At 65.5% G+C, this 12949-nt stretch carries 13 protein-coding genes and 1 tRNA gene; 8 read left to right on the top strand and 6 right to left on the bottom strand.

Going from position 1 to position 12949, the window contains the following annotated elements:
- Window positions 1-6: 6 nt before the first annotated feature.
- From ettA to AL3_RS04085, 4 genes are all read right to left on the bottom strand, one after another.
- Window positions 7-1689, bottom strand: coding sequence for an energy-dependent translational throttle protein EttA (gene ettA / locus AL3_RS04100; protein ID WP_066297162.1), 1683 nt, complete (start codon window positions 1687-1689; stop codon window positions 7-9).
- 253 nt (window positions 1690-1942) lie between these two features.
- Entirely contained in the window at window positions 1943-2359 is a 417-nt protein-coding gene (locus AL3_RS04095; protein WP_246168601.1) for a DUF6993 domain-containing protein, read from the bottom strand.
- A 334-nt stretch (window positions 2360-2693) separates the two neighbouring features.
- Window positions 2694-3239: a single-stranded DNA-binding protein gene (locus AL3_RS04090; protein ID WP_083521431.1), complete on the bottom strand. Its 546-nt coding sequence runs from the start codon at window positions 3237-3239 to the stop codon at window positions 2694-2696.
- 277 nt (window positions 3240-3516) lie between these two features.
- A tRNA-Arg gene (locus tag AL3_RS04085) sits at window positions 3517-3589 on the bottom strand.
- A 293-nt stretch (window positions 3590-3882) separates the two neighbouring features.
- Between AL3_RS04085 and AL3_RS04080 the strand changes: the two genes are divergently transcribed.
- The 5 genes from AL3_RS04080 (at window position 3883) to AL3_RS04060 (ending at window position 7797) form a co-directional block, all read left to right on the top strand.
- Entirely contained in the window at window positions 3883-4722 is an 840-nt protein-coding gene (locus AL3_RS04080; protein WP_066297154.1) for a DUF4397 domain-containing protein, read from the top strand.
- A 207-nt stretch (window positions 4723-4929) separates the two neighbouring features.
- Window positions 4930-5640 carry a class F sortase gene (locus tag AL3_RS04075; RefSeq protein WP_066297151.1) on the top strand — a complete coding sequence of 237 codons (711 nt, stop codon included), beginning with the start codon at window positions 4930-4932 and terminating at the stop codon, window positions 5638-5640.
- Between the two features lie 71 nt (window positions 5641-5711).
- The gene (locus tag AL3_RS04070; protein ID WP_066297148.1) at window positions 5712-6278 is read left to right on the top strand and encodes an RNA polymerase sigma factor; all 567 of its coding nucleotides are present in this window, start codon (window positions 5712-5714) and stop codon (window positions 6276-6278) included.
- Window positions 6262-6972, top strand: coding sequence for an anti-sigma factor (locus AL3_RS04065; RefSeq protein ID WP_066297146.1), 711 nt, complete (start codon window positions 6262-6264; stop codon window positions 6970-6972). Before AL3_RS04070 ends, AL3_RS04065 begins: the two co-directional genes overlap by 17 nt.
- A 45-nt stretch (window positions 6973-7017) precedes the next feature.
- Window positions 7018-7797 carry a M50 family metallopeptidase gene (locus AL3_RS04060; RefSeq protein WP_246168602.1) on the top strand — a complete coding sequence of 260 codons (780 nt, stop codon included), beginning with the start codon at window positions 7018-7020 and terminating at the stop codon, window positions 7795-7797.
- A gap of 12 nt (window positions 7798-7809) precedes the next feature.
- On the opposite strand, the gene AL3_RS04055 is transcribed toward AL3_RS04060, so the two are convergent.
- Entirely contained in the window at window positions 7810-8298 is a 489-nt protein-coding gene (locus AL3_RS04055) for a DUF3224 domain-containing protein (RefSeq protein ID WP_083521430.1), read from the bottom strand.
- 120 nt (window positions 8299-8418) lie between these two features.
- Here AL3_RS04055 and AL3_RS04050 point away from each other — a divergent pair, with 120 nt between their 5' ends.
- The gene (locus AL3_RS04050; protein WP_066297144.1) at window positions 8419-9681 is read left to right on the top strand and encodes a glycosyltransferase 87 family protein; all 1263 of its coding nucleotides are present in this window, start codon (window positions 8419-8421) and stop codon (window positions 9679-9681) included.
- Here the strand turns inward: AL3_RS04050 and mptB are convergent.
- The gene (gene mptB / locus AL3_RS04045; RefSeq protein ID WP_066297142.1) at window positions 9644-11182 is read right to left on the bottom strand and encodes a polyprenol phosphomannose-dependent alpha 1,6 mannosyltransferase MptB; all 1539 of its coding nucleotides are present in this window, start codon (window positions 11180-11182) and stop codon (window positions 9644-9646) included. The two genes, AL3_RS04050 and mptB, sit on opposite strands and share 38 nt — an antisense overlap.
- Window positions 11183-11596: 414 nt before the next feature.
- Here mptB and AL3_RS04040 point away from each other — a divergent pair, with 414 nt between their 5' ends.
- Together AL3_RS04040 and orn are read left to right on the top strand one after the other, a co-directional pair.
- Window positions 11597-12085, top strand: a complete 489-nt coding sequence (locus tag AL3_RS04040) for a hypothetical protein (protein WP_151723953.1) — start codon at window positions 11597-11599, stop codon at window positions 12083-12085.
- A gap of 52 nt (window positions 12086-12137) precedes the next feature.
- Window positions 12138-12746 carry an oligoribonuclease gene (gene orn / locus AL3_RS04035; protein WP_083521428.1) on the top strand — a complete coding sequence of 203 codons (609 nt, stop codon included), beginning with the start codon at window positions 12138-12140 and terminating at the stop codon, window positions 12744-12746.
- Window positions 12747-12949 lie beyond the last annotated feature (203 nt).

Below are 12949 nucleotides of genomic sequence, written 5' to 3'. Positions count from 1 at the left end.
ATCGGCTCAGTCGCGGGTCAGGCGGCGGTGCGTCACGCGGTGCGGCTTGGCTGCATCGGCGCCGAGCCGTTCCACCTTGTTCTCCTCGTAGGACTCAAAGTTGCCTTCGAACCAGTACCAGTTGCCGGGATTCTCATCGGTGCCTTCCCAGGCAAGGATGTGGGTTGCCACCCGGTCCAGGAACCAGCGGTCGTGCGATACGACGACGGCGCAGCCCGGGAACTCCAGGAGCGCGTTCTCCAGGCTGGAGAGCGTTTCGACGTCGAGGTCGTTAGTGGGCTCATCGAGCAGGAGCAGGTTTCCGCCCTGCTTCAGGGTCATGGCCAGGTTCAGGCGGTTACGCTCACCGCCGGAGAGCACACCCGCCTTCTTCTGCTGGTCCGGTCCTTTGAACCCGAAGGCGGACACGTAGGCGCGGGACGGCATTTCGACCTGTCCGACCTGAATCCAGTCGTGTCCGTCGGAGACAACCTCCCACAGGCTCTTCTCCGGATCGATTCCGCCGCGTGACTGATCCACATAGGAAATCTTGACGGAGTCACCGATCTTGAGCTCACCGCCGTCGAGCTCTTCCATACCAACGATCGTCTTGAAGAGCGTGGACTTACCCACACCGTTCGGGCCGATCACGCCAACAATGCCGTTGCGCGGCAACGAGAAGGACAGGCCGTCAATCAGCTTGCGGTCGCCGAAACCCTTTTGCAGGTTTTTGGCCTCCAGCACCAGCGAACCCAGGCGCGGGCCCGGCGGGATCTGAATCTCCTCGAAGTCCAGCTTGCGGGTGCGGTCGGCTTCCGCTGCCATTTCTTCGTAGCGGGCCAGGCGGGCCTTGGACTTGGTCTGGCGGCCCTTGGCGTTGGAGCGGACCCAGTCCAGTTCCTCCGTGAGGCGCTTGGCCAGCTTCTGGTCTTTTTTGCCCTGCACTTCGAGGCGCGCGCGCTTCTTCTCCAAGTAGGTGGAGTAGTTACCCTCGTACGGGTAGAGGTGACCGCGGTCCACTTCGGCGATCCACTGGGCCACGTGGTCCAGGAAGTACCGGTCGTGGGTCACAGCCAGGACGGCGCCATGGTAGGCGGACAGGTGCTGCTCGAGCCAAAGCACGCTCTCCGCGTCCAGGTGGTTGGTGGGCTCATCGAGGAGCAGGAGGTCAGGCTTCTGCAGCAGAAGCTTGCAGAGCGCGACCCGGCGCCGCTCACCACCGGAAAGGAGGGTAACGTCGGCGTCGGCCGGCGGGCACCGCAGGGCATCCATGGCCTGTTCGAGCTGGGAATCAATGTCCCAGGCATCGGCAGCGTCAATGGCTTCCTGCAGCTTGCCCATTTCCTCCAGCAGGCTGTCGAAGTCCGCATCGGGCTCCGACATTGCCTCGGAAATTTCGTTGAAACGCTGGATCTTGGCGTAGATCTCGCCAACGCCCTCCTGGACGTTGCCGAGTACGGTCTTTTCCTCATTCAGCGGCGGTTCCTGGAGCAGGATGCCCACGGAGTATCCAGCACTGAGCCGGGCCTCACCATTGGAAGGGGTATCCAGTCCGGCCATGATCTTGAGGATGGTGGACTTACCGGCACCGTTAGGCCCCACCACACCGATCTTGGCGCCGGGGTAGAAGGACATGCTTACGTCGTCGAGAATAACTTTGTCGCCAACGGCCTTTCGGGCCTTGGTCATCGTGTAGATAAATTCCGCCATGCTCTCAGGCTAGTGTGTCGGTGCCACTAAGTGCCATTTGATGCACAGCCCGGCCGGTGCCTGGGAACCCCGGAACGGTGGAGCAGTCTGTTTTCTGTGTCCTTCCGGCCGGAATCCCGGTGTCAACCCGCCGCAGCCCGGTACTGTCTCGGCCCGGCGTTGTCTCGGCCCGGCGTTGTCTCTGCCCGGTACTGTCTCTACCCCGACGTATCCCTGCCCGGCCCTACGTATCCTTGCCCGGCCCGGTCTCTCGCTACCGGTCGTCTCCAAGGAGGCACTGACCGCTTGAAAGCGCCGGCGCCACCGTCACGGTGACGTTTCCGCTGCGGACTTCGCCCAGGACGCATTCCCCGCCCACCGGGGCCCCGGCAACGATGGAGTCCACGGCGAGACCGGTGGGGGTGATGTCCTGCGAGACTTCGACGGCGTCCAGGCTGAACCCTGCAGCGGCGTAGGCCTCCCGCACGGCGTTCCGGGAGGGAGAAGGGGTCTGTGCTGCGAGGGCCTCGAGTTCCGACTGCACAGCATCGGCTTCCGCAATTCTGACCGGAGCCGCACCGGTTCCTGCGCTGCTGCTGGATTCTGCCGGTGCCTGCTGCTGGCCTTCCGCGGCCGGCCCTGCAGCCGCGCATCCGGAGAGGCCCAGCACCAGACAGGCCAGCGTAGCCACGCCGGCATACAGCGGCAGCTGCCTGGAGGTCCGGCTCCCCGAAGGAAGCCGGGATTCCGAAGAAATCCGGGCCTCCGAAGAAAACCTGGTCAGGGGCTTCCTTTCCGCAAGCCCGGACTCGGCTCCCTGCTTCTGTGCATTCACCCCGTCATTCTGCCATGCACCGGGTTGCTCTGTGCCAATGACGTGTGGCCAGTGAGGTATGCCAGTGACGTGGGCCAAGGAGAACTAATGACGTGGGCCCATGAGATGTGCCTTTCGGGCCTCTCAGCGGGCGCGGGGCTGCGATGCGCCGAGACCGGCTGGGCTGGCTGGGGAGCCAGGGAGCTGGGGCTTAGTAGGCGGGTGCCGGCTCACTCCCCTCAGTTTCGACGGTGTCCGGGCTGAACCCAAGGCTGCCGTCGAGGCCCGGCCCAAACTCCTCTGTCCCCATCGCCAGCAGCTCCCCGGTTTCCGGATCCACATCGCCAGGCATGTCGCCCGCACTGTCCCCGGAAGTATCCCGGAGGGGCGGCGCGGCGCTGACGTTCCGGCGGAAATTCGCGGTGCCCCACATCAGGTCGTGCCCTACCGAATCTGCGTCGATATCGACGGAGGTACCGCTGCGTCCGCCTTCGGTGGCCCACTGCCGTACCCGGAGCCTGCCGGTAACGATGACGCGGTCCCCTTTGTGGATGCTCACGCCGGCGTTGGTGGCAAGTTGACGGAACATCGAGACCGAATACCAGTTCGTGTGCCCGTCGACCCAGAGGCTGGCCTCCCGGTCGAATCGCCTCTCGGTGGTGCACATCCGAAAGCCCGCGATCGCCAGGCCGCTTTCTGCCGTGGTGGTCCTGACCTCCGTCGCAACAAAACCGCGGAGGGTAATGGTGTCAGTCATGGGTTTCCCCTTCTGCTGCTGTCGGCGCCGGTACCGAACGCCGGAATGATTCCGGCGCGGTTGGCCGGTTCAGTCAGTGTGCCGGGATACGGGATCGGCAGTGGAAGCAGCGGCCGGACTGTGGATGCAGCTGAGCCGCCAGTCCCCACCGCACGGCTGTGGAGGACAGGTGGCAGCAAGGATTCCCTGTCCGGTTAAGGCCGGTCCGGATAAGCCCCCCCCGGTTAAGAGCAGAAGCCTCCAGCCGCGGCGTCACCGGGCTGAAGGCTTCAGAGGGTGCCCCCGGCGCGACTCGAACGCGCAACCTACGGATTAGAAGGCCGTTGCTCTATCCATTGAGCTACGAGGGCAGACCAATCGATGATACTACGCGTCTCCCGGCCCGGGCCGCAGCACTTCAGGCGCGGCAGGAGCCTCCTGTCCCCTGCCGCGCGGAAAGGCACCAAAGGCTCTCCCCGATCCGGATGCAGCAGGGGCTGCACTGTGCTTAACCCCGGCAGAATCCCCTGGCGCGCACGCGGGGCAGACTCCGCGCCGAAAATATTTCGATGCTGCTGCATCCAAATACACGCCACCGGAAGTAAAGGAGATGTAGGCCACAACAAAGCCGGTCCTCGAACCGGCAAAACCAGAGGAGAAAGCCATGCGCAGGACCGCCACACTATTCGCCGCAGCAGGACTGGCAGCCGGAGCAGGACTCGCCGCGGCTCCCGCAGCGTCAGCTGCGGATGACGCCCAGCTCTCAGTTTTCCACGCGGTTCCCGGCACCACCGTGGACGTGTACGTCAACGGCGCCCTGACCCTTGACGACTTCACTCCGGGCTCCATGGCCGGGCCCCTGCCCCTGCCGGCCGGAAGCTATGAACTGGCGATTACCGCAGCAGATGCCACAGACGCCTCCGCTCCCATCATCGGCCCGGTTTCCGCCAACCTCACAGCCGGCGGCAATTTCACCGCCGTCGCCAATCTGAGTGCGGACGGCACCCCAACAGCGAATGTGTACACCAACGACACGTCCACCATCGCCGCGGGCAAGGCCCACCTGACTGTCCGCCACGTCGCGGCCGCCCCGGCGGTCGATGTCCTGGCTAACGGCACCCCGGTGATCACCAACCTGGCCAACCCCGGGGAGAAGACCCTCCCGGTCGAGGCCGGAACAATCTCGGCTTCCGTGGCGGCCGCAGGTACCACTGAGCCGGTGATCGGCCCGGCAGATCTCACGCTTCCCGAAGGCGTCCACACGATCGTCTACGCGTGGGGATCCTTGGAAGAAGGCAATCTGGCGCTTGCCACGCAGACTATTGCCGGCATGGAAAGCGCCCCCAGCGCTGTGCCCGGAGCGCTGGCCGCAGACACTGCCCCGGACGGAACGGTGCTCGCTGCCGCGGGTGGCCTGACCCTCATGGCATTGGCCGGAAGCGCTGTGCTGGTCCGCCGGCGCAACGCAGCCAAGGCAGCGGCAACCGGGACCGTCTCCCGCTGATAGCGGCTGCTCCCCGGCTTTTCAGGCCGGCTGAGCCTGAAAAGCATGCAGGGTCTGAAGAGCATAAAAGGTCCGGAAGGTGCGGTGCAGCCCTCCCGCTGCACCGCACCTTGCGGCGCTCCGTTCGGAAGATGCTCCGCCCGGCGAAGATCCGCAGCGCAACCGCAAACCCCAAACCCCAAACCCCAAACAGGACAGGACAGGTAAATGCATCAACCAGGAAGTGCCCGCCGATACCTCGCCGCCGCGCTGCTGGCGGCCGGGGCGGTGGGATTGGGAGCCTGCGGCCCGGGACCGGCCACGGGCAGTCCGGCGGCGCCCGCTGAAACTTCCACGGGCAGTCCGGCGGCGTCCACCGCAGGCCCCACCACCCCGGCGGCAGCAGCATCCACCGCTGCTCCGGGCAGCGTGCCAGGAGCCGGGCCGGCCGAGATACCGATCCGCCAGGCCACTCCCGAAGCAGTGGAGTCCCTGGCACAGCCGGTCCGGGTGCAGGTTGCCGGAACCGGAATCGACCTCGAGGTAGTGCCCACCGGAGTGGAGGACAACGGTGCCATGACCATCCCGGATAACCATTACCAGGCCGGCTGGTACCGCTACGGCCCCGGGCCCGGGTCGCCGGCCGGATCCGTGGTCCTGGCGGCCCATGTGGATTCACGGACAGAGGCCCTGCCCATTGCGGGGCTGAAGGATGTTCCGGCGGGAACCCAGGTGACAGTGACGCTGGAAGACGGATCCGCCGTCGTCTACCAGACCGAAAAAGTGGAGAACATTGCCAAACGCTCACTCGACGGACACCGTCTCTTTGACCGCACGGGGAGCCCGCTCCTGAAGCTGGTGACCTGTGGCGGCAGGTGGCTCGACACGGAAGACGACTATGAAGATAACGTTGTACTCACGGCTGCGCCGCTATCATAGGGACATTCCGCAGTACCTTCAGCAATACGTTTCACACTGTAAAGCTGGCCAACGGCAGGAGAACGTCCCAGATGTCATCCGGTGCCACCGAGGGGGACGACGTCCTCGACGGGGCTTTCGCCGCTGGTGAGGAGGCAGCACTCGCTGAAGCGTACCGCCGCTTCGCGCCGCTGATCCGCACCATGGCGCTTCGGCGCCTGCTGGATCCCTCAGCAGCGGACGATGCGGTGCAGGAGGTTTTCATCCGTGCCTGGCGCTACCGGGAGAGCTATTCGCCGGACCGGTCCACCCTGGCGGCCTGGCTGGTTGGAATTTCCCGGAATGTCGCCGTGAGCATGACTGCGTCGCGGATCCGGGAAGATGATGTGCTGGAGGGCGCAGCCGCCCGGGACCAGCGCGCCCCACACCTCGTGCCGGACCCGGAGAGCGTCGCGGACAAAGTGGTGCTCGACGCCGAACTCACCCGGCTGGGCGAGCCGCAGCACTCCATCCTCCGGCTGGCCTTCCACGAAGACCTGACCCATCAGCAAATATCGGAGCGGCTCAAATTGCCCCTGGGAACCGTTAAGAGCCATATCCGCCGGGGACTCATCCAGCTGCGGCAACGATTGGAGGTCAGCGATGCACCTGCACGATGATGCATTGGCTCTCCTCGCGCTTGGTGAGGAGCCGACGGCGGAGGAGGCCGCCCACTTGGGCGGCTGCGCCCGCTGCCAGGCCGAGGTCCGGTCCTACGGCCGGGTTGTCCGCGCCGGGCGCAGCAGCGAAACACTCGACGGCTCGGTGCCGCCCCCGGAGGTCTGGGAAAACATCCATGCCACCCTTGGCCTCGGACCGGAAGTGCGCCGGGACCCGCTGGCCGTCAGCCAGCCGGAGCCGCCGGTTTCCCTGGACAGTAAACGCCGCAGCCGCGCTGCCCGGTGGGTGGCTGCAGCCGCTGCTGCCGTCCTGATCGCCGGGGCGGCCACCTGGGGAATCGTCCGCAGCCAGGTGCCGCAGCCGGAAGTCCTGGCCTCCACAGTGCTGGAACCGCTGCCCTCCTACAGCGATGAAGGCACCGCAACGGTTGATCAGCTGCCCGACGGTGAGCGTGAACTCCTGATCACGGCAAGCAGCAGCCAGGCAGAGGGCTACCGCGAAGTCTGGCTGATCTCGCCGGACATCACCTCCATGGTGAGCCTGGGCACCATGGAAGGGCGCGAGGCACGGTTCCGCATCCCTGCGGGCCTGGACCTGTCTGCCTACCCGATTGTTGACATCTCGGATGAGCCGCTTGACGGCAATCCCGCCCATTCGGGCAATTCGATTCTTCGCGGCCAGCTGGAGCTCTGACAGTTATTCCAGAACCACACCACGGGCAAATACCAGGGAGCGCACTTGACTAGGGTCCTGCTTCCCGCGGTGACCGGCACCAGCACATCCGGCGGGGACCCGGGCTGGCCCGCGGAATTGTGGTCCCGGATCAGCGGCGGCTTTATGCGGACCGAGGGCCTGGAAGCATCCCCATGGATCCTCCTGGGCCTGGCAGCGGCAGCCGCGGTCCTTGCCGTCCCACGGGCAACCTGGCGGTGGTTCGGCCTGTATGTCACCTTCGTCCACGAACTTGGGCATGCCTTCGCAGCGCTCAGCGCCGGGCACCGCATCTCCGGAATCGAACTGCGCTTCGATCACTCCGGGCAGATGCGCAGCCTCGGCCGGGGAGGCTTCGGTGCGGTGTGGGCGGGTTTCTGGGGCTACCCGGTTCCTGCGCTCACGGGGCTGGCTCTGATATGGGCCGCGAGCCAGGGATGGGCGACGGCGGCACTGTCCCTGGGCGTCCTGGTCCTCGCCGCGGCGCTCCTGTTCATCCGCAACCTGCAGGGTCTGGCCATTGCCGGCGGCTGCGCCGCCGCCGCCGTGCTGCTGGTCTGGTTCGTCCCCGCGGGACTGGTGGCCTACGCCGTCGTCACGCTCGGCATCGCCCTGGTCACCGGCGCAGTCCGGGACTGGATAAACCTCTTGAGCGTCCACACCCGGCGGCGGCATGCACTGTCCTCGTCGGACGCCTGGATCCTCGCACAGCGCACCGGTATTCCCGGCGGACTCTGGCTCACGGCCTTCGCACTGGTTATTGCCGCCTGCGCGGCGGGATCGTTGTGGCTGCTGGCGTCCTTGTAGGCGCTTTCCTGCCTAACGGGATTCTGCCGCGGAACCGGATTCGGCTGTGCCTTCGAAGCCGGCGTCGTGCTGGCCGTGCGCAGGTGCCGGAGCTCCCGGGAAAGTCACGCGGAGTTCCAGCCGGTGCTGGCCGTCCTCTGCCTGGGTGAAGATGGCCTTTCCGGAGATTCCGGCCAGCCCCCCGGTGCCCGAACCAGGAATGATGTGCCCGGAAGATGCTGTCGCTTCCCCTTCGGCCAGGCCCCAGTGCTGAATGACCATGGTGCCTTCGCGGCCTTCAACGCTGCCGGCGAAAACTTCACTGCCGACGTAGCCGGCGCCGGCGGCATTGCCGGCTAGGAGCAGGTCGGCAACGCTGGTGCCGGAGATGGCGCCCTCAAAGATTTTCACCGCCCGCACGGTCGAGAGTTCGCTGTTGGTTCCCTCCACAACATAGGGCGTGGGCTCCCATGATGAGACGTCGAAATCGGCAGTGATCGAGTGTTCTGTTCCGTCGGACATATCTTCAGTATCCCGTGTCCGGGCACCAATTGCATGCCCGTGTCGTGCCGACGGTACCCTTGTCGCTGGGGCGCCGCCGTTCGGGGGCCCCGAAATTACCCTGAAGGAGAGCCCCTACGCATGTCATCCACACCGGTATCCGCTGAGCCCCGGTACATGCGTACCTCCTTCCTGTGGATCAGTTTCGGCGTCCTTCACCTGCTCTTCTTCGCCCTGCTCAGCCCCCTGATTTTCACCGGTGAAGTCCTCAGCGATATCCAGTTCTACCGGCAGTGGGCGTTCGAGGGCCTCGACGGCGGGCAGTGGCAGGGAATCAGCACAGCGTGGGTTTATCCGATTGGCGCGCTGGCTCCCATGCTCCTGGCAGCGGTCTTCGGCTACGGGGCCTATCAGTTCGCCTGGTTCCTGATTTTCGCCGGGCTGAATGCGGCGGCCCTCGCAGTGCTGACCGGCAAGCGCACCCGTCAGCGGTTTGCGGCCGCCTACTGGTGGATGGGGATCACGGCACTGCTCGGCCCTGTAGCGGTGGGCCGGGTCGACGGCCTGACCGTGCCCCTGGTGATCATTGGAATGCTGCTGCTGGCCAAGCGGCCGGCAGCCGCGTCGGCACTGCTCGCAGCCGCCACCTGGATCAAGGTGTGGCCGGCCGCCGTCATCCTCGCCGTCCTGGCTGTCTCCCGCCGGCGCCTCACCGTCCTGGTGACGGGTGCCGCTGTGTCCGCCGCCGTCGCAGTTGTGGTGGCCGCCTCCGGCGGCCTGCGCTATCTGCTCAGTTTCGTCGGTGCCCAGGGCGACCGCGGCATGCAGCTCGAGGCGCCGTTCACCACCCCCGGGCTGTGGCAGGCCATCCTGGGCCGTTCCGGTGCCTTCATTTTCGAAGACACCGTCATCAACACCCGTGAGGTGCGCGGGGCCTGGGGCGAACCCGTCGCTGCCCTGATGACTCCCCTGCTCGCGGTGGCGGCCGTCGCCGTCGTCGTTCTGCTGCTTTGGGCGCTTCGCCGCGGGGCCGACGCCGGTTCACTGCTCGCCGCCGGCTCCCTGGCCCTTGTCGGCGCGTTTATCGTCTTCAACAAGGTCGGCTCGCCGCAGTTCATGCTGTGGCTCGGCGCCGTCACCGCCGTCGGCGTTGCATGGGAAGGACGCTCCTGGCGTCTCCCGGCCCTGATGATGATTCCGGTGGCCGCGCTCACGACCCTGGTCTACCCCATGTTCTACGCGGCACTGTATGACGATCTGAACGCCGGCGTCGCCGCGATGCTCACGGTCCGGAACCTGCTGGTGATGGCCCTGTTCGTCTGGGCGGTCATCCGCATCGTTCAGCTGGCCCGCAACGGGCGGCTGGTCAGTGAATCCGCAGCTCTCCCGGAGCAGGCTCCGTAAGTTTCTTGCGGAACAGGACCTTCGTCTTCGGGTCAAGGAAGATCAGGTAGAGGGCGAAGGCCACGGCCGTGACGGCTGCGATCTGGCGGGCGGCGCTGAGGCTGAATTCGAAGTACGGCCAGATGTCGAGCTGGTCGCTGATCGCATAAACCATAAAGAACGAGACGAAGAGATACAGCGTCTTGACCTGCCAGTCATTGCGGATTCCGGTCACCGCGAAGAGCGGGATCAGCCAGACCACGTACCAGGACTGGATCATCGGCGCGAGCATCACGATCGCGGCAAACGCCAGGGCAAGCCGGCGCACCAGGCGGCTGTAATCACCCACGAACATCAGCCAGAAGACGACGGCGAAGGACGCCAGGCGCCCAAGCGTGTGCACAACGTCGGCGAAGGACCATCCAGGCAGCCCGACGGCGTTGCCTAGCGTGGCCACCACGAGCCCCAGGAAACCGACCGGCGCGTACCAGATCCATACGCTGCCGGGCGTGCTCAGGGCGCCCACCCAGCCGAACCCAAGCCCGTTGACAACGCCCAGGACCGCCAGCAGTCCCAGCGAGAGCCCTGCCGTGAGGAACCAGAACAGGAACTTCCGGGGCCAGGACGCACCCTTGCCGGCCCACATCAAGCCGATGAACGGCAGGAAAATGAGGGTGATCGGCTTGATACCGATGGAGAGCGTGACCAGCAGGATGCCGCGGATGGCCCGTTTCGTGGCCGCGTAGTACAGGCCGGCCAGTGCCAGGCCGATCATCAGGGCATCGTTGTGGATGCTGGCAATGAAGTTGGTCAGGAACAGCGGATTGGCTGCCGTCAGCCACAGCGCCCGGTTGGGGTTGATGCCGTGCAGTTCAGCGAGTTTGGGCACGTAGTAGACGCACATCGCCACGCCGATCAGCGCGATCAGCCGGAACAGGAGGATGGAGAACTCCGTCTGTCCGCCGGTAATGCGCACAACGATCTCCTCCAGCCAGAGGAAGATCGGGCCGTACGGGGTGGGGCTCTGAGCCCACAGATCGTCCGCTCCCAGCTGCAGATAGTTTGAAATCTGCGAATAGCCGTCTTTGTACGGATTGAGGCCGCTGACCATCACCAGGCCCTGGGCAATATAGGCAAACACATCGCGGCTGAACAGCGGCAGGGCCAGGGCCATGGGGGCACCCCACGCCACGATCGCCTTCAAGACGAAGGGCCTGGACTCCGGACCCCAGTTGCCGATCCGCTGGCCGAACCGCAGCCAGGAACGAACCAGGAGCATACCGCCGACGGCGAGCAGGAACACGGACAGGACGGCGCCCACCGGTTCGAAGCGCAGCCACATGATGAAGCTGGCACGGCGCAGTTCGTAGGAGGAGAGGGACAGCCATCCGACGCCGAGGGACCCGGCGAGCATCAGCATCGAACCAATGAAGCCTTGGAGAATCGCGACGTTGGGATGGTCAGCTTTCGCGTTCTCCGGTTTGGGAGACGAAGGCTCGGTCGCAGGGACCTGGGCGGTCATCGTGGGTCATTCCAATCTCTGTGTTGGTGCAGCTATCCCAACGAACAGGTGCGTCAGTTCAGAGCACGCGACGCCGCAGATCCGCTTTGGTGGAATGGACCGCCAGCGGTGCACGGCGGCTTCGTCAGTAGGCCAAATATTAGCATCGAGTCCCAGCCGCTCCTGGGACGCTGCGGCGTGCTTGGCCGGTAGTGGGGCGCGGCTCACATACACTGGGGACGTTGAGTCGGACGAGACAAGGCGGTAAAGGCTGTGGGGCGCCACCGGGCAGAACCTGTAGGGAAGCGTAGGGATCACCGCGCCCCGAAACCGCCGGGCGGCCGTTCCAGACCCCGCCGCAATCCTGAACTGCTGGGCTGGGGCCTGTTTCTCACCGGAACGAGCGCTGTCTGCCTGCTGTGGGCCGAGGTGCCGGTGGCCCTGGCGGCCGGATTAACTGTCCTGCTCCTGGCTGTCTTCGTTGCCGCCTGGTATCTCTCCGCGGGCAGCAGCACGACGGCGGCACCCGCCGCTGCCGGCGCCGCTGGGACCACGGCCGGCCCCCTCAGCGCTGCCACTCCCCCCAGCACTGCCACTCCCGGGGCCGCTCAGCCTGTCCCGAAGCGGGAGTCCGCAGACCTGCCGGCCGTGCCCTCTCCCGTGTCCCGGGCAGATGCCAGAACCGCCGCTGCCGCGCCGGCCATTCCCCTGGCCCCCGAAGCGGTGCAGGAATTCCTGCGAATCCCCCATGCCCGGCCGGTCCCTGCCGCAGCAGAGGGCACCAGCCGCTGGACGCGCACGTTCGGGCCGCCGGAAACCGGTTCCCTGCCCCTGCAGCCGTACGTTCCCGCCCGCCGTTCCACTATCCAGACAGCGGACCCTGAGGGGCAGGACCGCCGCCAGCGGAGCCACTCCAGTCACTAGTCCGCCGGCCTGGCCCACTGGACGCCCGGCAGGGCAGGGGTACATTTGTCTCGTGCCAATAACTAATGAACGTATTGTGTGGATCGACTGTGAGATGACCGGCCTGGACATCAGCGCCGATGCCCTTATCGAGGTCGCAGTCCTGGTGACCGACTCCGAACTGAATGTCCTCGGCGACGGCGTGGACGTCGTCATCAAGCCCGACGAGGCGGCGCTGGAGCAGATGGGTGACTTTGTCCGCCAGATGCACACCACGTCCAAGCTTCTCGATGAGCTCCCCCACGGGATGACGCTCGCGGAAGCTGAGGCAGAGGTCATCGAGTACATCACTAAGTGGGTGCCGGAGCCGAAGAAGGCTCAGCTGGCCGGGAACTCGGTGGGCACGGACCGGATGTTCCTGGCCCGCGATATGCCCGAAGTCATCGACTACCTGCATTACCGGATCATCGATGTCTCCACCATCAAGGAACTGGCCCGGCGCTGGTATCCACGCGCCTATTTCCAGGCCCCGGCGAAAAACGGAGGCCACCGCGCACTGGGCGACATCAAGGATTCCATCAACGAGCTGCGCTACTACCGCGCCGCAGTGTTTGTGCCGGCCCCCGGTCCGGACTCGGCCGCCGCGAAAAAGATTGCCGCGGAAGTGACCCGAACTGCTTAAAAGGGTTAGGTGCGTCACATTTGCGGCGCAGAGGGGCACTTGTGTCAGGAGCACCCAAAAAACCGTGTAAGCTTGTATCCGCTGCCTCAGATAAATGAGTTCGCAAACTCCACTCGCCTGGAATTTGTGAATGATATCTGAGTGCACATGGTGGGTATAGCTCAGTTGGCAGAGCGCCTGGTTGTGGTCCAGGAGGTCGCGGG

It is taken from the genome of Arthrobacter luteolus NBRC 107841 (assembly GCF_001552075.1).
Taxonomy (GTDB): domain Bacteria; phylum Actinomycetota; class Actinomycetes; order Actinomycetales; family Micrococcaceae; genus Arthrobacter_B; species Arthrobacter_B luteolus.
This window is presented reverse-complemented; position numbering and strand designations above follow the sequence as displayed.